Annotated in this window: 23 protein-coding genes; 5 read left to right on the top strand and 18 right to left on the bottom strand. The window is 60.9% G+C overall.

What is annotated here, in order from left to right; genetic code table 11:
- Positions 1–80: 80 nt before the first annotated feature.
- Positions 81–470 (top strand): hypothetical protein, encoded by a 390-nt coding sequence (locus C4J93_RS16160; RefSeq protein WP_124407561.1) that lies wholly within the window; start codon positions 81–83, stop codon positions 468–470.
- A 117-nt stretch (positions 471–587) separates the two neighbouring features.
- Positions 588–1,961, top strand: a complete 1,374-nt coding sequence (locus tag C4J93_RS16155; RefSeq protein ID WP_124429901.1) for an MFS transporter — start codon at positions 588–590, stop codon at positions 1,959–1,961.
- Here the strand turns inward: C4J93_RS16155 and C4J93_RS16150 are convergent.
- The gene (locus C4J93_RS16150) at positions 1,956–2,465 is read right to left on the bottom strand and encodes a DUF3087 family protein (protein ID WP_124430889.1); all 510 of its coding nucleotides are present in this window, start codon (positions 2,463–2,465) and stop codon (positions 1,956–1,958) included. The two genes, C4J93_RS16155 and C4J93_RS16150, sit on opposite strands and share 6 nt — an antisense overlap.
- A 114-nt stretch (positions 2,466–2,579) precedes the next feature.
- On the opposite strand from C4J93_RS16150, the gene C4J93_RS16145 reads away from it, so the two are divergent.
- Together C4J93_RS16145 and C4J93_RS16140 are read left to right on the top strand one after the other, a co-directional pair.
- Complete coding sequence (locus C4J93_RS16145; RefSeq protein ID WP_124429900.1) at positions 2,580–2,759, top strand: hypothetical protein; 180 nt, start codon at positions 2,580–2,582, stop codon at positions 2,757–2,759.
- A 14-nt stretch (positions 2,760–2,773) separates the two neighbouring features.
- Positions 2,774–2,971, top strand: coding sequence for a DUF6021 family protein (locus C4J93_RS16140; protein ID WP_124367427.1), 198 nt, complete (start codon positions 2,774–2,776; stop codon positions 2,969–2,971).
- A gap of 42 nt (positions 2,972–3,013) precedes the next feature.
- On the opposite strand, the gene C4J93_RS16135 is transcribed toward C4J93_RS16140, so the two are convergent.
- A complete protein-coding gene (locus C4J93_RS16135) occupies positions 3,014–3,250 on the bottom strand; it encodes a DUF6555 family protein (RefSeq protein ID WP_124363304.1) in 237 nt (78 codons plus the stop codon).
- 252 nt (positions 3,251–3,502) lie between these two features.
- Between C4J93_RS16135 and C4J93_RS16130 the strand changes: the two genes are divergently transcribed.
- Complete coding sequence (locus C4J93_RS16130) at positions 3,503–4,255, top strand: outer membrane beta-barrel protein (RefSeq protein WP_124429899.1); 753 nt, start codon at positions 3,503–3,505, stop codon at positions 4,253–4,255.
- Positions 4,256–4,319: 64 nt separating this feature from the next.
- Here the strand turns inward: C4J93_RS16130 and C4J93_RS16125 are convergent, their stop codons facing one another.
- The 16 genes from C4J93_RS16125 to aceA form a co-directional block, all read right to left on the bottom strand.
- Positions 4,320–4,634 carry a DNA-binding transcriptional regulator gene (locus tag C4J93_RS16125; protein WP_124429898.1) on the bottom strand — a complete coding sequence of 105 codons (315 nt, stop codon included), beginning with the start codon at positions 4,632–4,634 and terminating at the stop codon, positions 4,320–4,322.
- Positions 4,624–4,974, bottom strand: a complete 351-nt coding sequence (locus C4J93_RS16120; RefSeq protein WP_124429897.1) for a toxin — start codon at positions 4,972–4,974, stop codon at positions 4,624–4,626. The genes C4J93_RS16125 and C4J93_RS16120 overlap by 11 nt, the downstream gene beginning before the upstream one ends.
- A 236-nt stretch (positions 4,975–5,210) precedes the next feature.
- A complete protein-coding gene (nuoN, locus tag C4J93_RS16115; protein ID WP_124367423.1) occupies positions 5,211–6,674 on the bottom strand; it encodes an NADH-quinone oxidoreductase subunit NuoN in 1,464 nt (487 codons plus the stop codon).
- Between the two features lie 7 nt (positions 6,675–6,681).
- The gene (nuoM, locus tag C4J93_RS16110) at positions 6,682–8,214 is read right to left on the bottom strand and encodes an NADH-quinone oxidoreductase subunit M (protein ID WP_025858974.1); all 1,533 of its coding nucleotides are present in this window, start codon (positions 8,212–8,214) and stop codon (positions 6,682–6,684) included.
- Between the two features lie 55 nt (positions 8,215–8,269).
- Entirely contained in the window at positions 8,270–10,123 is a 1,854-nt protein-coding gene (gene nuoL, locus C4J93_RS16105; RefSeq protein WP_124404549.1) for an NADH-quinone oxidoreductase subunit L, read from the bottom strand.
- On the bottom strand, positions 10,120–10,428 hold the full coding sequence (nuoK, locus tag C4J93_RS16100) for an NADH-quinone oxidoreductase subunit NuoK (RefSeq protein WP_003174727.1): 309 nt from the start codon (positions 10,426–10,428) through the stop codon (positions 10,120–10,122). Before nuoK ends, nuoL begins: the two co-directional genes overlap by 4 nt.
- A gap of 2 nt (positions 10,429–10,430) precedes the next feature.
- A complete protein-coding gene (gene nuoJ, locus C4J93_RS16095; RefSeq protein WP_065884950.1) occupies positions 10,431–10,934 on the bottom strand; it encodes an NADH-quinone oxidoreductase subunit J in 504 nt (167 codons plus the stop codon).
- 9 nt (positions 10,935–10,943) lie between these two features.
- Positions 10,944–11,492 (bottom strand): NADH-quinone oxidoreductase subunit NuoI, encoded by a 549-nt coding sequence (nuoI, locus tag C4J93_RS16090; protein ID WP_003174725.1) that lies wholly within the window; start codon positions 11,490–11,492, stop codon positions 10,944–10,946.
- Between the two features lie 11 nt (positions 11,493–11,503).
- Positions 11,504–12,511: an NADH-quinone oxidoreductase subunit NuoH gene (nuoH, locus tag C4J93_RS16085; RefSeq protein WP_003192116.1), complete on the bottom strand. Its 1,008-nt coding sequence runs from the start codon at positions 12,509–12,511 to the stop codon at positions 11,504–11,506.
- Positions 12,508–15,222 carry an NADH-quinone oxidoreductase subunit NuoG gene (nuoG, locus tag C4J93_RS16080; protein WP_124429896.1) on the bottom strand — a complete coding sequence of 905 codons (2,715 nt, stop codon included), beginning with the start codon at positions 15,220–15,222 and terminating at the stop codon, positions 12,508–12,510. The genes nuoH and nuoG overlap by 4 nt, the downstream gene beginning before the upstream one ends.
- 136 nt (positions 15,223–15,358) lie before the next feature.
- A complete protein-coding gene (gene nuoF, locus C4J93_RS16075) occupies positions 15,359–16,717 on the bottom strand; it encodes an NADH-quinone oxidoreductase subunit NuoF (protein WP_057024316.1) in 1,359 nt (452 codons plus the stop codon).
- On the bottom strand, positions 16,714–17,211 hold the full coding sequence (nuoE, locus tag C4J93_RS16070; RefSeq protein ID WP_003232080.1) for an NADH-quinone oxidoreductase subunit NuoE: 498 nt from the start codon (positions 17,209–17,211) through the stop codon (positions 16,714–16,716). Before nuoE ends, nuoF begins: the two co-directional genes overlap by 4 nt.
- A gap of 2 nt (positions 17,212–17,213) precedes the next feature.
- The gene (nuoC, locus tag C4J93_RS16065) at positions 17,214–18,998 is read right to left on the bottom strand and encodes an NADH-quinone oxidoreductase subunit C/D (protein ID WP_124367419.1); all 1,785 of its coding nucleotides are present in this window, start codon (positions 18,996–18,998) and stop codon (positions 17,214–17,216) included.
- Between the two features lie 71 nt (positions 18,999–19,069).
- Positions 19,070–19,744 carry an NADH-quinone oxidoreductase subunit B family protein gene (locus tag C4J93_RS16060; RefSeq protein ID WP_124367418.1) on the bottom strand — a complete coding sequence of 225 codons (675 nt, stop codon included), beginning with the start codon at positions 19,742–19,744 and terminating at the stop codon, positions 19,070–19,072.
- Positions 19,745–19,754: 10 nt separating this feature from the next.
- Positions 19,755–20,168, bottom strand: a complete 414-nt coding sequence (locus C4J93_RS16055) for an NADH-quinone oxidoreductase subunit A (RefSeq protein ID WP_003192109.1) — start codon at positions 20,166–20,168, stop codon at positions 19,755–19,757.
- 640 nt (positions 20,169–20,808) lie between these two features.
- Positions 20,809–22,134 (bottom strand): isocitrate lyase, encoded by a 1,326-nt coding sequence (aceA, locus tag C4J93_RS16050; protein ID WP_124367417.1) that lies wholly within the window; start codon positions 22,132–22,134, stop codon positions 20,809–20,811.
- Positions 22,135–22,140 lie beyond the last annotated feature (6 nt).

The following is a 22,140-nucleotide window of genomic DNA, read 5'->3' as shown; positions in this document are numbered from 1 at the left end:
GCCCCCTGAAGCCTTGGAACTGACCGATGGTCGCTGGCCACAGAACAGCGACCTCGGCAAACTTCCAGGAGCACTTAACCATGCTGATCTCAAGCATTTCCGTGTCGCACGCCGCGCCGGCACGTCCGTCCCCCAACCAGTATTCGAAGATGTCGGATTCGGATCTGGCCAAGGCGTTTGGTGACAACTTCCAGGCGTTCAAACACCCGACGACTGCGAATGCAACCACGGACAAAATCCGTGAAGTGGCGGGACGTTCGCTGACGGGCGACGCGCAAAAAGACAATGAAACCCAACTGGCCCGCGAAGTACTCAAACGTGACAACGTCCTGAAGGCGCTGGATTCAGTGGATGACAACGGCAAGCGCGACGGCGTGATTGGCCCTTGGAATCCGCAGATGGCGGCTGATCAGTTAGCCTGTAATCGCTGCATGAGCCCGTCCGTTACCACCGTCCAGATCACCTATTGATCCGGGCCAGGCCTGGCCTCGGCGAACATGAAAAAATTGACAGCCACGCCAATGACCGCTGAAAAAAATCTGCACTGGCCGTAATCTAACCGCCCTTGCCACCCGTGCGGATCGTTCATGTCTTCTGTTGCCGATGGGCTGCCCCTCAACAAACGCTTGCCGGCCGTGATTGCCCTGTCCTTGGGGATCGGCATGGCGACCCTCGACACCGCCATCGTCAATACCGCCTTGCCGACGCTGGCGGAGGGTATTGGCACTGACTCGGCTTCGGTGATCTGGGTGGTCAACGCCTACCAGTTGGCGATTGTCGCGACGGTGCTGCCGTTCGCGGCGCTGAGCGATGTATTGGGGCATCGCCGCGTGTACCTGGGCGGGTTGCTGCTGTTCATTGTTTCATCGTTGTTGTGCGGGCTGGCCGATTCGCTGCTGACCCTGACCGCCGCGCGGGTGGCGCAGGGCCTGGGGGCGGCGGCGCTGATGAGCGTCAACACCGCGTTGCTGCGGCATATCTACCCCGCAAACATGCTCGGGCGTGGCCTGGGCTATAACTCGCTGGTGGTGGGGCTGGCGTTCACCTTGGGCCCCACCGCCGCATCGGCGATCCTTTCGGTCGCCACCTGGCACTGGCTGTACCTGATCAATGTGCCGTTGGGGCTGCTGGCCCTCGGCCTGGGCCTGCGTTCGTTACCCGTGCTGCCGATCACGGGGCACGCTTTCGACCGCTTGGCGGCGCTGTTGTGCGCAGGCTTGTTCGCCTTGCTGGTCTTGGGTTTGGGCGCTGCCGTGCATGGCGCACAGGGCACGCTGACCCTGGGGCTGATCGCGCTGGCGCTGGTGTTAGGTGCATTGCTGCTGCGCCGTGAGGCCGGGCATCCGGCGCCGATGCTGGCGGTGGATTTGTTCAAGCGCCCGGTGTTTGCATTGTCTTCGCTGACCGCGATCTGTGCCTTCAGTGCCCAGGGGCTGGCGTTTGTGGCGCTGCCGTTTCTGTTGCAATCGACGCTGGGCCACAGCCAAGTGGAAACTGGTTTTCTGATGACACCGTGGCCGGCCGTGGTGGCGGTCATGGCCTTGATCGCAGGGCGCCTGGCCGATCGTGTGTCACTGGGCCTGCTGTGCGGCATTGGCTTGTTGATGCTCAGCGTGGGCATGGCCGCGCTGGCCACCTTGGGCACTGACGCCTCGGCCTTTGAGATCGGCTGGCGCATGGCCCTCTGCGGCGCCGGTTTCGGCTTTTTCCAGTCGCCCAACCTCAAGGCCTTGATGACCAGCGCGCCGTTGGCTCGCAGCGGCGGGGCCAGTGGCATCGTGGCAATCTCGCGGCTGCTGGGGCAGACGTTGGGCGCATCGTTGGTAGCCTTGTGTTTTCATCTGTTCGTGGACAGTGGCCCGCAATACGCACTGTGGCTGGGGTGCGTGTTCGCGCTGGCCGGGGCCGTGGCCAGCGGCCTGCGTTTATTGCCCTATAAACGTACGGATCAGCCCTTATAGCTGTAGCCACGCCGGATCGAGGCGGGTTTGTTCGGTATCGATGCCCAGTGCCTGCATTTTCGCCGCATGCGCTTCGATCTCATCGGCCAGTTGCGCCTGCGCGCTGGAGTTGGCATCCAGGGCATGCATCTGCGTCAGGCCCAGGTGGTAGAAGCGCAGCAGCTTGATCGCGCTGGGGTCATTGGCCTGGACTCGTTCGCTGACCTTGTGCATCACATTGGTCACGCTCATCAGGCTACGCTTGAGCTGCCAGCCGTATACCGCCGGCGCCAACCACGCCTGGTTCCAGAACGGGCCGCGCACCAGGGCGACGGTGATCAATACCCCGGCAAACACCCCGCCGACATTGAAGCGTAAGTTATCACCGCCCGGTTCACCGAACAGCATCACCGCCAGGCTCGACAGCAACATCGCCAGGGCCAGGAACACCACAGCGACGATCAGCGTGCTGCGGCGGGTCTGCTGTCGGTAGACAGCAGGGTCACAGGGTTTGAGTTCGAACATTCGGGTCAGGTCTCCAGCACGGGAGGGCATCTTCTCATGCTTGAAGCAATCAAGTTGAACGATGGCCACGAGGGGTTCCTCTAAATCCGTGAAGTCCCCATGAGGTAAGCCATCATGTCCGAACACAAGCAACCGCCGCCTGGCACACCCGATCCCAATCGCACGCCCGGTGAAGAGGAGCGCGATAACGATGCACTGCGCCCCAATGACCCGGCGGAACGTCAAGACAACGACGACGTGGAGCGGGTCGAACACGACCTGGAAAACCTTCACGACAAAGCCCGCCCGTTGTAAGCAAGGAGGTCTTCATGAGTAATCCCCCGAACGGCCCGCGTTCCGACGAACACGCCAGCGGTAACGATGAGTTGGGTTTCGACCCTGACTCGCCTGACCTGGCTGACCCGCAGGTCGACCCCGTCGGCCCGGCCATCGCGCCGCTGGACAAGCAAAAAGAGCAGCCGGAAAAAAAGCCGCCCTACGATCCGCTGGGCGACTTGAAGAAGTGAACCAAGCCCCGCAATTTGCGGGGCTTGTTTATTTGGATGGGTTTATTTTGGAGGGTTCCAGCTCACGTCAGTGATGCCGTACTTTTCAGCCCAGGGCCGGGTGGTTTTCTTCACCTGTTCGTGCCCCACGCGGCCGATGCGGCTGACGTGCGCGATGTCGGCATCGACGGCCGCCCAATGCCAGGCTTCGGTGCTGTTCATCACCTCGGCGCGTACCACGAAAGACTTGGGTTTACCGTGCAGTTGATAGTGGATGGTGTAGATCTTAGCGGTACTCATGTTGCCTCCCTGTCTTGTTATAGATGGATAGGTAGGCGCGCGGAAAGGTTCATTCAAAATCACAATTCGCAGCGGCACTTGCGCGGGGACTTGAACACCGGGGCCGGCCCGATAGCGAAGAGTATTGACCTAGAGCCTTCGCTGAACCGTTTTTTGTCCATTTTGGTGCAAATCCGTTCGAACTTTTTGTAAACGCCGAGGTTCGAACCGATTCCTGAATACTTTGCCCACTCAAAAATGGAGATGTAAACGATGTCCAAACTATTCGGAAAATTTCTCAAGAACACCTCGTTGCTGGCCTTGGTGGCGGCGCCAACCGTGGTGTTCGCTGCGCCGTCCACCGACCCGATTTCCACCTTCGGGATTCTCGGCAGCTATAACGACTTCAAACTTGAAGGCGGTAGCGACAGCGACAAGGAGCACATGCCCGAAGCGGGCCTGTTCTATAACTTCGGCAACAAGCTCACCGCTGAATCCGGCTTTATCTACCAGGCCGGTATCGAAGCCAAGTACGGTGAGAAAAGCGACAACAAGCTCAAGGAAGGCCAGGCCGACCTCGACCTCGGCTGGCGTGCCGCGCTGGATGCGCGCAACTTCGTCGACGTGATCGTCGGCGGTGGCTACACATGGACCCGTTATGAACCGGACACCAATGGCTACGACCTGAAGCTCACCAACAAGTCGCCGTTCGCCAAGGCGGCCCTGGGCTACAACCACCAGTTCGATGACATGACCCTGCGCGTTGAAGCCGGCGCCCGTCATACCATCGATGGCCGCGCCAAACTCAAGGTGGATGGCGTCGGCAGCGACAGCGTCGACCTCAAGGACCGCACCAACCCATACGCCGAAGTCAGCCTGCTGATGAACCAGAAGGGCGATCTGCCGGTGATGGCGGGCCTTTACTACACCCGTACCGAATATAAGCTCGATGACGACTCCTATGTCGCTGACAACACCAAGCTCAAGCGTGATGAATACGGCTTCAAGGTTGGTATCGCGTTCTGACGCTGTAGCCCTGTAAAAAAACGCCCCGAACTGTCGGGGCGTTTTTTTTGAGGAGTTTTACAGGTCAGCCCAGCGCGGCAAGTTGCGCAACGGTTTCAGGAAAACGCGCCACCAGTCGTATCAACGTGACAGCCTGTGCATTGGGCTTGGCCCGGCCTTGTTCCCAGTTCTCTAGGGTGCGGGTGTTGGTACGCAGGTACATGGCGAATACCGCGCGGGACAGGTTGAGTTGCTGGCGTACGGCGATTACCTCATCGGCAGTGAGCGGCGCCAGTTTGTTAAGGTGGACTTTATGGGTGCGCAGGGTGATTTTGCCCTGGCGTTCGTCGGCCAGGGCGTCAAAGCCTTCGACCAGTTCGGAAAAGATTTCACGTTTCATTGTGTGCTCTCGCTTTGATTTCCCTGTCCAGCATGTGTTTAAGGGCTTTCTTGTGTTGGGGCGTCAGGTCGCTCTGTTCGTGTTTGCCATACAAGGTGAATAACCAGAATTGCGTGCCGCCTGACCACCAGTAGTAAATGACCCGCAGGCCACCACGCTTGCCTTTGTTTCGTCGCTCATCGACGAAGCGAACCTTACGTAACCCTCCCGTTCCTTCGATCACGTCTCCCGCTTCCGGATTTTTCATCAGCTCCTGTTGAAAACCGTGGAAAAGCTCGTCACTCAGATAGTCCCTGCGATGCCGTTCGAATGCCGGCAGTTCGATAAATAGAGCATCCATGTTCTGTACGTAGCCTGCGTATAGTTTGGTGGCCCACTCGCGACCGGTCAAGTGACCTTGCTGTGGGAACTTTCTTAAAACGCAACCACCTTAAGGCCACTTCCGGCGGGCAGATGCCAGACGAAGCGGCAGGTCAAGGAGGAAAAGTCAGCGAGCAGGGAAGGGGAAAACCAAGCCTTGGAAACGCAAAACGGCGCCCGAAGGCGCCGTTCTGTTTACTGCATCAACTTAAGCGATCAAACCCCCAGCACCGCATGCTGCACCAACGTCAGCAACGGTTGCGGGTACACGCCCAGGAAGAAGGCGAGCAGGGCGATGGCCAGCAGCATCACGCCGCCAGCCTTCTGTTCCCAATGCAGCTCGGCATCCACCCGGCGCAGATTCGGCTCGATCAGGTACAGGGTGACCATCACGCGCAGGTAGTAGAACACGCCGATGGCGCTGCCCAGGACCAGGGACGCGACCAGCCACCACTGGTGGGCCTCGACGCCGGTGGCGACGATGTAGAACTTGCCGATAAAGCCGGCAGTCAGCGGGATACCCGCCAGGGACAGCATCATCACGGTGAGTACGGCGGTCAGGTACGGACGGCGCCAGAACAGGCCGCGGTATTCGTACAGGGCGTCGGCGTCACGGCCTTTGTACGGCGAGGACATCAGCGTAATCACACCGAATGCGCCAAGGCTGGTGATCACGTAGGTGACCAGGTACACGCCGATGGCCTCCACGGCCAGGCCTTTGCTCGCCACCAGGGCGATCAGCAGGTAGCCGAAGTGAGCGATGGACGAGTAACCGAGCAGACGCTTGAGGTTGTTCTGGGTCAGCGCCAGCAGGTTGCCGAACAGGATCGACGCGATGGCGATCACAGTCAGTACATTGCTCAGCACGCCGGTATTGGCGGCAGGCGAGATCTGGAACAGACGCACCATCACCGCAAACACGGCCACTTTCGACGCAGTGGCCAGGAACGCGGCCACAGGCGCCGGGGCGCCTTCGTACACGTCCGGGGTCCACAGGTGGAACGGCACCAAGGAGAGCTTGAACGCCAGGCCGATCAGCATCATCGCCAGGCCAAGTTGGGCAATCGGCGCAGGGCTGTTGGTGGCGGCCAGGGCGTGGCCGATACCGGTGAAGCTCAAGCTGCCGGCTTCGGCGTAGAGCAGGGCCATGCCGAACAACAGGAACGCGGAACCGGCGGCCGACAGCACCATGTATTTGATGCCGGCTTCCAGGGAGCGCTTGTTGAAGAAGGCATACGCCACCAGGCCGTAGGTCGGGATCGACAGCAGTTCCAGGCCGATGAACAAACCGGCCAGGTGCTGCGCGCTGACCAGCACGATACCGCCGGCCGCAGCCAGCAGGATCAGCAGGTACAGCTCTTCCTTGTTGCCTGGGTAGCCGGTGCCGCCTTCGCCGAGGTAGGCGTGGGCGAGGGTGACGCAGGCGAGGGTGGCGACGAGGATCAGCGCGATATACAGCAGCGCGAAGTCATCGACCATCATCAGCGGGGTCACCGCCAGTGGCGCGACCTTGAGTGCCGGGATGATCGACAGCAGGGCCAGGTTCAAACCGGCACAGGACAGCAGGAACGTTTGCGAATGATTGCGGCGCCAGGCGATCGCCAGCATCACCACCACGATGGTGAGGCTGGTGATCAGCAGCGGCGCAAGCGCGATAAAGTGTTGGATCGTGAATTCCATAGCGCTCTTACCGGGCCGAAGCGAGTTGAGAGAAGGCGGTGCCGAACCACTGCTGCACGCCATGCATCGTTGCGGCAGAAGTGTCCAGGAACGGCTGTGGGTATACGCCGATGTAGATCAGCAGTACCGCCAGGCCGAGCACCATGATCAGTTCGCGCGCATCCATCCCTTGCAGGACGGTGTCGGACTTGGCCGGGCCGAAGTAGGCGCGGTGGATCATGATCAGCGAGTAGACCGAACCGAACACCAGGCCGGAGGTAGCAATGGCGCTGATCCACGGCGTCTGCACGAAGGCACCCATCAGGATCAGGAACTCGCCGATGAAGTTGCCGGTACCCGGCAAGCCCAGCGATGCGGCGGCGAAGAACAGGCTGATTGCCGGCAAGTACGCGATGCGCGACCACACCCCACCCATTTCACGCATGTCACGGGTGTGCAGGCGCTCATACAGCTGGCCACTCAGGATAAAGAGGGCAGCGGCCGAGACACCGTGGGCCAACATCTGGATTACCGCGCCCTGCAGCGCCAGCTGGCTGCCGGAGTAGATGCCGATCAGTACGAAACCCATGTGGGAAACGGACGAGAAGGCGATCAGGCGCTTGATGTCGGTTTGCGCGAAGGCCAGGAACGCACCGTAGAAGATCCCGATCAGACCCAGGGTCATGGCGATCGGCGCGAACTCGGCCGAGGCATTCGGGAACAGCGGCAGGGCGAAACGCAGCAGGCCGTAGGCAGCGGTTTTCAGCAGGATACCGGCCAGGTCCACGGAGCCGGCGGTCGGCGCCTGGGCGTGGGCGTCAGGCAGCCAGGAGTGGAACGGCACCACCGGCAGCTTCACCGCGAAGGCGATGAAGAAGCCCAGCATCAGCACGTACTCGGTGGTCAGGGACATCTTGGTTTTCAACAGGTCGGCGTAGTTGAAGGTAATCACGCCGGTGTTGTTGAAGTTGACCAGTACCAGGCCCAGGATCGCCACCAACATGATCAGGCCGGAAGCCTGGGTGAAGATGAAGAACTTGGTCGCCGCGTAGATCCGGGTTTTCTTGCCGTCCGAAGAACTGTGACCCCAGAGCGCGATGAGGAAGTACATCGGCACCAGCATCATTTCCCAGAAGAAGAAGAACATGAACAGGTCCAGCGCCAGGAACACGCCGACCACGCCGCCCAGGATCCACATCAGGTTCAGGTGGAAGAAGCCCACGTGACGCTGGATTTCTTTCCAGGAGCAGAGTACCGAGAGGATACCCAGCAGGCCGGTCAGCAGGATCATCAACAGCGACAGGCCGTCGAGGGCCAGGTGCACGTTGATGCCGAAGCGCTGGATCCATACGTGCTTGAATTCAAGCGCGAAGGTCGGGTCGACACCCGGAGCGGGGGCGAATGAATAGTCGCCGTGGGCCCACAGCCAGAGGCCGAGCGCGAGTTCCAGGGACATGGTCAGCAACGCAATCCAGCGGGGGAGGGTGGCGCCGAAGCGTTCACCCATCCAGCAGAGCAGGCCGCCGATAAAGGGGATCAGGATTAGCCAGGGCAGAATCATGACGGGCTCGTTTCCTTTCGCAAGTTCGCAAAGTACGCAGTGCACTTAAACATAGTCAGACCGCTACCACGACGATGGCGCCGATCACCAGCACGGCACCCACTGCCATGGACGCCGCATACCAACGCAACTGGCCGGTCTCGCTGCGGCTCAGGGCGGTGTGACCGGCCTTGGCGGCGCGCGGGATCAAACCGATGGTCTGGTCGAGCGGGTCTTTGCGCAGCACGTGGCTGATCGCAAGGTAAGGTTTGACGAACAGTTTGTCGTAGATCCAATCGAAGCCCCAGGCAGCGAACCACCAGGCCGACAGGAAGCGGCCGATACCGCTGTTGGCCACGGCGCTGACGAAGCGACGCTTGCCGAGGAACAACAGGGCCGCCAGCAGGATACCGGCGATGGCAATGGCGCCGGAGGCGATTTCCAGGCTGTGCTTGGCTTCGCCGCCGGCATGGCCGACGCTTTCCGGCAGTACACCGGCCAGTGGCGGAGTGATCAGGGCGCCGATGAAGGTCGACAGGATGATCAGCACCGACAGTGGCAACCAGTGGGAGATGCCGTGGCCTGCGTGCGCTTCGGTCTTGGCTTCACCGTGGAAGGTGATGAAGATCAGGCGGAAGGTGTACAGCGAAGTCATGAACGCACCCACCAGGCCTGCGTACAGCAGGTTCTGGTTACCGCTGGCAAAGGCTTCCCAGAGGATTTCGTCTTTGGAGTAGAAACCGGCGGTCACCAGCGGCAGGGCGGCGAGCGCGGCACCACCGACGATGAAGCTGGCGTAGGCCAACGGCAGTTTCTTCCACAGGCCACCCATCTTGAAGATGTTTTGCTCGTGGTGGCAGGCCACGATCACCGCACCGGAAGCAAGGAACAGCAGGGCCTTGAAGAAGGCGTGGGTCATCAGGTGGAAGATCGCCGCGTCCCAGGCGCCAACGCCCAGGGCCAGGAACATGTAGCCGATCTGGCTCATGGTCGAGTAGGCGAGGATACGCTTGATGTCGGTCTGCACCAGCGCGGCGAAGCCGGCCAGTACCAGGGTCACGCCGCCGACGATGCCTACCAGATGCAGGATGTCCGGCGCCAGGGTGAACAGGCCGTGGGTACGCGCGATCAGGTAGACACCGGCGGTCACCATGGTTGCGGCGTGGATCAATGCCGATACCGGGGTAGGACCAGCCATCGCGTCCGCCAACCAGGTTTGCAGTGGCAGTTGCGCGGATTTACCCACGGCGCCGCCCAGCAGCATCAGGGTGGCCAGGGTGATCCAGAAATCGCCGACCTGGAATTTCTGCGGCGCCAGCACCAGCAGTTCCTGGATGTTCAGCGTGCCCACCTGTTGGAACAGGATGAACAGGCCAATCGCCATGAACACGTCGCCGATGCGGGTGACGATGAAGGCCTTGAGTGCCGCGTTACCGTTGTTGCGGTTGCTGTAGTAGAAGCCGATCAACAGGTACGAGCACAGGCCCACGCCTTCCCAACCGAAGTAAAGGAACAACAGGTTATCGCCGAGCACCAGGAACAGCATGCTGGCGATGAACAGGTTGGTGTACGAGAAGAAGCGCGAGTAGCCCGCTTCACCGCGCATGTACCAGGACGCGAACAGGTGGATCAGAAAGCCTACACCCACCACCACGCCGAGCATGGTGATCGACAGGCCGTCGACGTAGAGGGCGAAGTTGGGCTTGAAGCCTTCCACCGACATCCACTGCCACAGCACCAGGGTGTAGTGACCGCCTTCCGGCGGCGCCACGTTGAATTGCCAGATGACGTAGGCGGCCACGATGGCCGACAGGCCAATCGAGCCGACGCCGATCAGGGCCGAGAGGTTTTCCGACCAGCGTCCGCGAGAGAACGACAGCAGCAGGAAACCGATCAGGGGAAATACGAAAGTCAGAAAGATCATGTTCATCCGCGCATCTCACTGGCAGCGTCGATATCAAGCGTGTGGAAGCGACGATACAGTTGCAGCAGAATCGCCAGGCCGATACTGGCCTCGGCGGCTGCCAGGCTGATCACCAGGATGAACATGACTTGTCCATCAGGCTGGCCCCAACGTGCGCCTGCCACGATAAATGCCAGTGCCGCAGCGTTCATCATGATTTCCAGGCTCATCAACACGAACAGAATGTTACGGCGAACCATCAGGCCGACCAGGCCAAGGCAGAACAGGATGCCGGCGACCGCCAGACCATGCTCCAAAGGGATAGCAGGCATCGTCATTGCTCCTTGGCTTCGTTGCGGCCCAAGTGGAAGGCAGTGATGGCTGCGGCGAGCAGCAGCATCGACGCCAGTTCGACTACCAGCAGGTACGGGCCGAACAGGCTGACGCCCACGGCTTTCGCGTCTACGGTGGTGTGGCCGATGGCCTGGCCGCTCTGGTGAGCGAACAGCACATACAGCAGTTCACCCAGCAGCAGCGCCGCCAGCACAACCGGGCCGAGCCAGATGCCGGGCTTGAGCCAGACGCGTTCCTGGGCGACCGAGGCCGGCCCGAGGTTGAGCATCATCACCACAAACACGAACAGCACCATGATGGCGCCGGCGTAGGCGATCACTTCCAGCACACCGGCGAACGGTGCGCCGAGGGCGAAAAAGGTCATGGCCACGGCGATCAGCGAAATGATCAGGTAGAGCAGGGCGTGCACGGGGTTGGTGTTGGTGATCACGCGAAGCGTGGACACCACTGCAATACCCGATGCGAAATAGAAAGCGAATTCCATCTTTCTTCCTTAAGGCAGCAAGCTCTTCACGTTGATCGGCTCGGCTTCGTTTTGTGCGGCGCCCTTGGGCTTACCGGCAACGGCCATACCTGCAACACGATAGAAGTTGTAATCAGGGTTTTTACCGGGACCGGAAATCAAAAGATCTTCTTTCTCGTACACCAGGTCCTGACGTTTGAACTCGGCCATCTCGAAATCCGGTGTGAGCTGGATCGCGGTGGTCGGGCAAGCTTCCTCGCAGAGGCCGCAGAAAATGCAGCGCGAGAAGTTGATGCGGAAGAAGTCCGGGTACCAGCGACCGTCTTCGGTTTCAGCTTTCTGCAGGGAGATACAACCCACCGGGCACGCCACGGCGCACAGGTTGCAGGCTACGCAACGCTCTTCGCCATCGGGGTCGCGGGTGAGCACGATGCGGCCGCGATAGCGCGGCGGCAGGTATACCGCTTCTTCCGGGTATTGCAGGGTGTCGCGTTTGCGAAAGCCGTGACCGAACACCATCACCAGGCTTCGCAATTGGGTACCGGTACCCTTAACGATGTCGCCAATATATTTGAACATGGGTCAAATCCTCACTGAACCGCGGCTGCTGGCGTGTTCAACAACACGACGGCGGCCGTCACCAGCAAATTGATCAGGGTCAGCGGCAGGCAGAATCTCCAGCTGAAATCCATCACCTGGTCATAGCGCGGGCGCGGAATCGAGGCGCGCAGCAGGATGAACAGCATGATGAAGAACGCGGTCTTCAAGAAGAACCAGAAGAAGGCCAACTGCGGCAGGATGCCGAACGGACCGTGCCAGCCGCCGAAGAACAGCGTGACCAGCAGGGCCGAGATCAAGATGATGCCGATGTACTCACCGACGAAGAACATGCCCCATTTCATGCCGGCATATTCAATGTGGTAACCGTCGGCCAGTTCCTGCTCCGCTTCCGGCTGGTCGAAGGGGTGACGGTGAGTCACAGCCACGCCGGCGATGAAGAAGGTGCAGAAGCCAAAGAACTGCGGAATGATGAACCACAGGTTCTGCGCCTGGTACTCGACGATATCGCGCATGTTGAACGAGCCAACCTGCACCACGATGCCCATCAGTGCCAAACCCATGAATACTTCATAGGAGACGGTCTGCGCCGAGGCACGCAAGCTGCCCAGCAGGGCGAACTTGTTGTTACTGGCCCAACCGGCGAACAGCACCGCGTACACCGACAGGCCAGCCATGGCGAAGAAGAACAGCAAGCCGATGTTCAGGTCCGCCACGCCCCAGGTCGGGGTGATCGGGATGATCGCAAAGGCGATCAGCAAGGCGCTCATGGCCACCACCGGCGCCAGGGTGAAGATCACCTTGTCGGCAAACGGCGGGGTCCAGTCTTCCTTGAAGAACATCTTCAGCATGTCGGCGGCGATCTGGAACATGCCGAACGGGCCAACGCGGTTCGGACCGTAACGGTCCTGCCACCAGCCCAGCAGGCGACGTTCGACGAAGCTGAGCAGGGCGCCCGCGACGACCACGGCCAGCAGGATCACGATGGCCTTGACGACCGAGATGATCACGTCGATCACTTCAGGGGTGAACCAGGTCATTGCGCTGCCTCCTGCAGACCGTCAACGGTTTGGCCAAAGATCGCTGGAGGAATACCGGCGATGCCTTTAGGCAGTGCAACCAGGCCGGCACCCAGCTCATCGTTGATGCGCAGCGGCAGACGCAAGGTCTGGCCGGCCACGTTCAGGCTGAGCAGGGCACCGTCGTTGACGCCCAGACGGTCGGCTTCGGATTTGGCCAGGGCCACGTAGGCGGTTGGAATGCGTTCTTGAACCGGCGCGGCCTTGGAAGAGGTCTCTTCGCTGCCGAACAGGTGGAAGAACGGCACCACCTGCCAGGTGCCCGGGGCCGGGTTGAACGGGCGCGGTACCGCAGCGAACCAGTTCAGCGAGTCACTGGTGCTTTCGATCAGGCGGGTGCCTGGGTCGCCAGCGCGGATATGCCCACCGACTTCGTCCTGGAACTTGTTCCAGGCCTGCGGCGAGTTCCAGCCCGGCGACCAGGCGAACGGCACCTGCTGACGCGGTTCGGCCGAACCCGAATAGCCTTCCATGGAGAAGGCGAACGCGGTGTCGATGTCTTGCGGGGTACGCGGTTCATGCACGCTGATGTCAGCGCGCATGGCGGTACGACCGGAATAACGCAGCGGTTCACGGGCCAGCTTCAGGCCCTTGATGCGGAACGAGGCGGACGGCGCGGCATCGACAATCCGCGCCAGCTGCGGTGCGCTAGCAGCGGTAGCGGCGGTGACGTGGTCGAGCTGGGTCCAGTCGATCGGCTGGTTCAGCAGGGTCGCGCGCAGGGCATGCAGCCAGCGCCAGCCTTCGTGAACCAGGATGCTGGCGTCCATGTACTTCGGATCGAACACCTGGAAGAAGCGCTGGGCGCGGCCTTCCTGGCTGACCAGGGTACCGTCGCCTTCAGCGAAGGTGGCAGCTGGCAGCACCAGGTCGGCACGCTCGCTGGTGGCGGTCTTCTGGTGATCGGCCACGATCAGCACCTTGGCGGCGTTGAGTGCAGCGTCAACCTTGGCCGCGTCGGTGCGGGTGTACAGGTCGTTTTCCAGCACCACGATGGCGTCGGCGTTGCCGTCGGTCACTGCTTGCAGGGCGGCGTCCAGCGACTCGCCACCGAGCATGGCCAGGCCGAGGCTGTTGGCTTCCGGTACCACCAGGCTGATGGAGCCGTTCTTGTCGCGCAGCTTCAAGGCCTTGGCGATGTTGGCGGCGGCTTCGATCAGCGCTTTGGAACCCAGCGAGGTACCGGCGATGATCAATGGGCGTTTGGCGGCCAGCAGGGCGTCGGCGATGCGCTGGGCCAGTGCCACGGCTTCAGCGTCCAGGCCGTCGACGGCAGGCGCGCTGGCGTCAAGGGCGTGGGCCACGGCGAAACCGATGCGCGCCAGGTCGTCCGGTGCGGCGTGGACGCATTCTTCGGCGATGTCGTCGAGCTTGGTTTCAGCCAGGGAGGCGATAAACAGCGGGTTCAGCGCGTGCTGGCCGATGTTTTTCACTGCAGCGTCGAGCCAAGGCTGCACGCGCATGGCGTCGGCCATGGCTTCGGCCTTGCCTTTGACCGACTGGCGCAGCGACAGCGCGATACGCGCGGCGGTCTGGGTCAGGTCTTCACCGAGCACGAAAATCGCATCGTGATCTTCGATGTCGCGCATGTTCGGCACCGGCAGCGGGCTGTCGTTCAGCACCTGCAGGACCAGGCGGATGTGCTCCAGCTCGGCGGCTTCGATACCGCTGTAGAAATGCTCGGCACCGACCAGCTCGCGCAACGCGAAGTTGCTTTCGAGGCTGGCGCGCGGCGAACCGATACCGACGATGTTACGGCCACGCAGCAGGTCGGCGGCTTTATCCAGCGCCGCGTCCAGGCTCAGCTTGGCGCCATCGGCCAGCAGTGGCTGGCGCGGGCGGTCTTCGCGGTTGACGTAGCCGTAGCCAAAGCGGCCACGGTCGCACAGGAAGTACTGGTTGACCGAACCGTTGAAGCGGTTTTCGATACGACGCAGTTCACCGTAGCGCTCGCCCGGCGAGATGTTGCAACCGCTGGAGCAGCCATGGCAGATGCTCGGGGCGAATTGCATGTCCCACTTGCGGTTGTAGCGCTCGGAGTGGGTCTTGTCGGTGAACACACCGGTCGGGCAGACCTCGGTGAGGTTGCCGGAGAATTCGCTTTCGAGCACGCCGTCTTCAACGCGACCGAAGTACACGTTGTCATGGGCGCCGAATACGCCGAGGTCGGTGCCGCCGGCGTAGTCCTTATAGAAACGCACGCAACGGTAGCAGGCGATGCAGCGGTTCATCTCGTGGGAGATGAACGGGCCGAGGTCCTGGTTCTGGTGGGTACGCTTGGTGAAGCGATAGCGGCGCTCGTTGTGGCCGGTCATCACCGTCATGTCTTGCAGGTGGCAGTGACCGCCTTCCTCACAGACTGGGCAGTCGTGGGGGTGGTTGGTCATCAGCCATTCGACGACACTGGCGCGGAACGCCTTGGATTCATCATCGTCGATGGAAATCCAGGTGTTGTCGGTAGCTGGGGTCATGCAGGACATGACGATACGACCACGGGTGTCGTTTTCGTCGGTGTACTGCTTGACCGCGCACTGGCGACAGGCACCGACGCTACCGAGCGCGGGGTGCCAGCAGAAATACGGGATGTCGAGGCCGAGTGACAGACATGCCTGTAACAGGTTGTCTGCCCCATCGACTTCGAGCGCTTTGCCGTCTACGTGGATAGTGGCCATGGTTCAAAGTTCTTCGTTGGCCCATTGTCAGCGGGCGTGGCTAATGGAATCTTGTTATTCATGTGCATCTACACAGCCATCAAGGCGTCCGCACATGAGAAAAGCGAAGGGCACGAACCCTTCGCTTCTTTAAGCGTTACGCACCGACCATGGTCGGTGATACCACCTGAGTGAGTTCGCCCGCGCGGGTTGGCGCGATGCCGGCCTCGAATTCAGGGCGGAAGTATTTGATTGCGCTGCCCAACGGCTCCACGGCGCCCGGTGCGTGAGCACAGAAGGTCTTGCCTGGGCCGAGGAAACCGACCAGCCCGAGCAGCGTTTCGATGTCACCCTCGCGGCCTTCACCGTTTTCCAGGGCCATCAGCAGCTTGACGCTCCACGGCAGACCGTCACGGCACGGGGTGCAGAAGCCGCAGGATTCACGGGCAAAGAACTGCTCCATGTTGCGCAGCAACGAGACCATGTTCACCGTGTTGTCCACCGCCATCGCCAGGCCGGTCCCCATGCGGGTGCCCACCTTGCCGATGCCGCCGGCATACATCTGTGCGTCGAGGTGCTCGGGCAGCAGGAAACCGGTGCCGGCGCCGCCTGGCTGCCAGGCTTTCAAGGTGTAGCCATCGCGCATGCCGCCGGCGTAGTCCTCGAACAGCTCGCGCGCGGTCACGCCGAACGGCAGCTCCCACAGGCCAGGGTTCTTGACCTTGCCGGAAAAGCCCATGAGCTTGGTGCCCATGTCTTCGCTGCCTTCACGGGCCAACGATTTGTACCAGTCCACGCCGTCGGCGATGATCGCCGGGACGTTGCACAGGGTCTCGACGTTGTTCACGCAGGTTGGCTTGCCCCACACGCCCACGGCGGCAGGGAAGGGCGGCTTGGAGCGCGGGTTGGCGCGGCGGCCTTCGAGGGAGTTGATCAGCGCGGTTTCTTCACCGCAGATATAACGCCCGGCGCCGGTGTGCACGAACAGCTCGAAGTCAAAACCCGAACCGAGGATGTTCTTGCCCAGCAGGCCCGCCGCCTTGGCTTCGGCCACGGCACGGTTGAGGTGCTTGGCGGCAGTGGTGTATTCACCGCGCAGGAAGATATAGCCACGGTAAGTTTTCAGCGCGCGGGCACTGATCAGCATGCCTTCGATCAGCAGATGGGGCAGTTGCTCCATCAGCATGCGGTCTTTCCAGGTGTTGGGCTCCATTTCATCCGCGTTGCACAGCAGGTAGCGGATGTTGATGGATTCGTCTTTGGGCATCAGGCCCCACTTCACGCCCGTGGGGAAACCTGCGCCGCCACGGCCTTTGAGACCGGCGTCTTTCACGGTCTGGACGATGTCGTCCTGGGCCATGTCGGCGAAGGCTTTGCGCGCGGCTGCATAGCCGTTCTTGGCCTGGTACTCGTCGAGCCACACGGGTTCGCCGTCGTCACGCAGGCGCCAGGTCAGCGGGTGGGTCTCGGCCGAACGCTTGATCAGGTTGGCCGGGCCGAAGGAAGTCAGGGTCATGGGTAGCCCTCGAGCAATTGGGTCACGCCAGCAGGCTGCACGTCACCGAATGTGTCGTCGTCGATCATCAACGCCGGCGCCTTGTCGCAGTTGCCCAGGCAGCACACCGGCAGCAGCGTGAAGCGGCCGTCGGCGGTGGTCTGGCCGAGGCCGATGCCCAGCTTGGCCTGGATTTCACTGACCACGGACTCGTGGCCACCGATGTAGCACACCATGCTGTCGCACACGCGAATGATGTGGCGGCCGACCGGCTGGCGGAAGATCTGGCTGTAGAACGTCGCCACGCCTTCAACGTCGCTGGCCGGGATGCCGAGGATCTCGCCGATGGCGTAGAGGGCGCCGTCCGGCACCCAGCCACGTTCCTTCTGGACGATCTTCAAGGCTTCGATCGACGCCGCGCGCGGGTCTTCGTAGTGATGCAGCTCGTGCTCGATGGCCGAGCGCTCGGTTTCACTCAAGGTGAAACGGTCTGTCTGGATAAGCGTGCTGTTCATGCTTAGCGGTCCACGTCGGCCATAACGAAATCGATACTACCCAGGTACGCAATCAAGTCCGCGACCATCTCGCCTTTGATCACCGAAGGGATCTGCTGCAAGTGCGGGAAGCTTGGGGTGCGAATCCGGGTGCGGTAGCTCATGGTGCCGCCATCGCTCGTCAGGTAATAACTGTTGATGCCCTTGGTCGCTTCAATCATCTGGAAGGACTCGTTGGCCGGCATTACCGGGCCCCACGAAACTTGCAGGAAGTGCGTGATCAGGGTTTCGATGTGCTGCAGCGTGCGCTCTTTGGGCGGCGGCGTGGTCAGCGGGTGATCCGCCTTGTACGGGCCGGCCGGCATGTTGCGCATGCACTGCTCGATGATCTTCAGGCTCTGGCGCATTTCTTCGACGCGCACGATGCAACGGTCGTAGGCATCGCCGTTGGCTGCCAGCGGCACTTCAAACTCAAAGTTTTCGTAGCCGGAGTAAGGGCGCGCCTTGCGCAGGTCGAAGTCCAGGCCGGTCGCGCGCAGGCTTGGGCCCGTGACGCCCCATTCCAGCGCTTCCTTGGTGTTGTACTGGGCGACGCCGATGGTACGACCCTTGAGAATGCTGTTGTCCAAGGCGGCTTTCTGGTATTCGTCCAGGCGCTTGGGCATCCAGTCGATGAATTCCTTGACCAGGCGTTCCCAGCCGCGCGGGAGGTCGTGCGCAACGCCGCCGATGCGGTACCAGGCAGGGTGCAGCCGGAAACCGGTGATCGCTTCGATCACGGTGTAGGCTTTCTGGCGGTCGGTAAAGGTGAAGAACACTGGCGTCATGGCGCCCACGTCCTGGATGTAGGTACCCAGGAACAGCAGGTGGCTGGTGATCCGGAAGAACTCGGCCATCATGATGCGGATGGTGTCGACGCGGTCCGGTACCTTGATGCCGGCCAGCTTTTCGACCGAGAGCACGTACGGCAGGTTGTTCATCACGCCGCCGAGGTAGTCGATGCGGTCGGTGTACGGAATGTAGCTGTGCCACGACTGGCGCTCGCCCATCTTCTCGGCACCACGGTGGTGGTAGCCGATGTCCGGGACGCAGTCGACGATTTCTTCGCCGTCCAGTTGCAGGATGATACGGAAGGCACCGTGGGCCGAAGGGTGGTTCGGGCCCAGGTTGAGGAACATGTAGTCCTCGTTGGTGCCGGAGCGCTTCATGCCCCAGTCTTCCGGGTTGAAGCGCGCAGCTTCTTCCTCAAGCTGTTGCTTGGCCAGGGTGAGGCTGAAAGGGTCGAACTCGGTGGCGCGCGCCGGGAAGTCCTTGCGCAGCGGGTGACCTACCCAGGTCGGTGGCATCATGATGCGGGTCAGGTGCGGGTGCCCCGGGAAGTCGATGCCGAACATGTCCCAGACTTCACGCTCGTACCAGTTGGCGTTCGGCCAGATTCCGGTGACGGTCGGTACGCTCAGGTCGCTCTCGCTCAGGGCGACCTTGAGCATCACGTCGCTGTTACGTTCCAGCGACATCAAGTGGTAGAACACGGTGAAATCGGCGCCGCTCGGCAATCCCTGGCGCTTGGTGCGCAGACGCTCGTCCACGCCATGCAGGTCATAGAGCATGACGTAGGGCTTGGGCAGGTTGCGCAGGAAGGTCAGGACTTCGATGAGCCTGGCGCGGGCAACCCACAGCACGGGCATGCCGGTGCGGGTCTCCTGGGCGGTGAACGCCTCGGCGCCAAAACGGTTGTTCAGTTCGACGACCACGTCCTGGTCGTTTGCCTTATAAGGCGGGATGTACAGAGCACTGCCTGTAGTCATGGTTTTTTATCGCTTTCGGTCAACGTAAAGAATGAAGCCAGGTTTTCGTTCTATAAAAGAAGCGGGCTGGATCAGACTTCGTCGGGGCTGCGCAGATTGGTGACTGCGATTCGCTGTTCGCGGCGCTGTTCCTTTTGGGACGGCATCTCGGCGCGGTACACGCCTTGATCACCGACGACCCAGGAAAGCGGGCGACGCTCCTTGCCAATCGATTCCTGCAACAGCATCAAGCCTTGCAGGAAAGCTTCGGGACGGGGCGGGCAGCCGGGCACGTAGACATCCACGGGGAGGAACTTGTCGACCCCCTGCACTACGGAATAGATGTCGTACATACCGCCGGAATTGGCACAGGCGCCCATGGAAATGACCCATTTGGGTTCCAGCATCTGTTCATACAGGCGCTGGATAATGGGGGCCATTTTCAGGAACGGCGTACCGGCGATAACCATGAAATCCGCCTGGCGCGGTGATGCCCGGATGACTTCGGCGCCAAAGCGCGCGATGTCGTGGGGCGCCGTGAAGGCGGTGGTCATTTCCACGTAGCAGCACGAAAGACCGAAGTTGTACGGCCACAGGGAGTTTTTGCGCCCCCAGTTGACCGCGCCATTCAGCACGTCTTCCAGCTTGCCCATGTAGATGTTTTTGTGGACTTGGTCTTCTAACGGGTCGGAAACGGTTTCGCGTTCGCCGATGGGGTACTGCTCGTTAGGAGCGTCCGGGTTGATCCTGGTGAGATTGTATTGCATCGCCAAAGCCTCATTGTTTCAGCTTCGCTTGCCGCTTGCGACGAGCTTCCGGAGCCCAGTCAAGGGCGCCCACTCGGAACAGGTAGACAAGACCTGCCAACAGAATTGCTATGAAAACGAGAGCTTCGACGAATCCGGTCCAGCCGCTTTCGCGGACGGACACAGACCAGGCAAAGAGAAAGAGGGCTTCGATATCGAAGATCACGAAGAGCATCGCGACCAGATAGAATTTGGCTGAGAGCCGCAAGCGGGCGCCACCTGTAGGTAGCATGCCCGACTCGAACGGTTCGTTTTTGCTGCGGCCCCAGGCTTTTGACCCGAGGAGGCTGGAGACGCCGAGCATGAAAGCGCAAAGGCCTACAACACCGAGGAGGAAAATGGCAAAGCCCCAGTTGTGGGCCATGAGTCCTGTCGCGTCGGTCATGCTGGAAATCCTTAACAGAGAGCAAAGGTCTCTGAGCTCGAAAAAGTAACGATGCAGTGACGATATGTCGCACTGCAATCAATCGCGGTGATTTTATGGCTAAACACCGGGCAAGTAAAATTCCTGTGGCGAAATTATTCGATGGAATAAGCACATAGTGCACCGTTGTGGGGCTGTAGCCCTTGCAGCATGGGCATTAGCGGGCTTTTGAACAATTGCGTTTTGTTTGACCGGTAAGAAAGTTTTCATGGTTTAAATGATAATGAATATTGTTTGCGCAGGGTTTAAGCGAATGTTTCTCGTGTGGCGGGGGAAGTTGCCGTTACTTGTGTGATTGTCGCCGGTTGATGGAGCGGATTTTGTAACCGATTTATCTGCAGCGAATACCGCTCTGGATCAAGGTTTTGCACAAATCCTCAGGCTGATCGCATTCCAATGTGGGAGGGGGCTTGCCCCCGATGGCGGTGGATCAGCAACAGATGTGCTGACTGGCACTCAGCAATCGGGAGCAAGCCCCCTCCCACAGTTGATTTTGGGTGTGGCTGAAACAAAAAAACGCCCCGAACCAGTCGGGGCGTGATGTTGTGCGGCACTGCGGTTAGGTCTTCCCTGGGGCCGCAATGGCCGGGTACTCAGTCACTCAGTGGAACTGCTCTTCTTCGGTCGAACCGGTCAGCGCGGTCACGGACGAGGTGCCGCCCTGGATCACGGTGGTCATGTCGTCGAAGTAACCGGTGCCCACTTCCTGCTGGTGCGCCACGAAGGTGTAGCCTTTGGCGGCGTCAGCGAACTCCTGCTCTTGCAGCTTCACGTAGGCGGTCATGTCGTTGCGGGCGTAGTCGTGCGCCAGGTTGAACATGCTGTGCCACATGTTGTGAATGCCGGCCAGGGTGATGAACTGGTGCTTGTAGCCCATGGCCGACAGTTCGCGCTGGAACTTGGCGATGGTCGCGTCGTCCAGGTTCTTCTTCCAGTTGAAGGAAGGCGAGCAGTTGTAGGACAGCAACTGGTCCGGGTATTCCTTCTTGATCGCTTCGGCGAAGCGGCGGGCTTCGTCCAGGTCCGGCTTGGCGGTTTCGCACCAGATCAGGTCGGCGTACGGTGCGTAGGCCAAGCCGCGAGCGATCGCCTGGTCGAGACCGGCGCGTACTTTGTAGAAGCCTTCCTGGGTGCGTTCGCCGGTGACGAACGGTTGGTCGTACGGGTCGCAGTCCGAGGTCAGCAGGTCGGCGGCGTTGGCATCGGTGCGCGCCAGGATGATGGTCGGCGTACCGGCAACGTCAGCGGCCAGGCGGGCGGCGGTCAGCTTCTGTACAGCTTCCTGGGTCGGAACCAATACTTTGCCGCCCATGTGGCCGCATTTTTTCACCGAAGCCAGCTGGTCTTCGAAGTGCACGCCGGCAGCGCCCGCCTCGATCATGCTCTTCATCAGTTCGTAGGCGTTCAGTACGCCACCGAAACCGGCTTCAGCGTCAGCCACGATCGGCGCGAAGTAGTCGATGTAGCCTTGGTCGCCCGGGCCTTTACCGGCTTTCCACTGGATCTGGTCGGCGCGACGGAATGCGTTGTTGATGCGCTTGACCACGGTTGGCACCGAGTCCACCGGGTACAGCGATTGGTCGGGGTACATGGATTCAGCGGAGTTGTTATCCGCTGCCACTTGCCAGCCGGACAGGTAGATCGCCTGGATACCGGCTTTTACCTGTTGCACTGCCTGGCCGCCAGTGAGGGCGCCCATGCAGTTGACGAAATCTTTGTCGGGACGGAAGGACGGCTTGGCGCCTTGGGTGACCAGGTTCCACAGCTTCTCGGCGCCGAGTTTTGCAAAGGTGTGCTCGGGTTGGACCGAGCCACGCAGGCGGACGACGTCAGCAGCGGAATAAGCGCGGGTCACGCCTTTCCAGCGTGGGTTTTCAGCCCAGTCTTTCTCAAGGGCTGCAATTTGCTGTTCACGTGTCAGTGCCATGTAGAT

Source organism: Pseudomonas sp. R2-37-08W (assembly GCF_003851705.1).
Taxonomy (GTDB): Bacteria; Pseudomonadota; Gammaproteobacteria; order Pseudomonadales; family Pseudomonadaceae; genus Aquipseudomonas.
The sequence above is the reverse complement of the archived record's forward strand: the minus strand, read 5'-3'. Positions and strand labels throughout refer to the sequence as shown.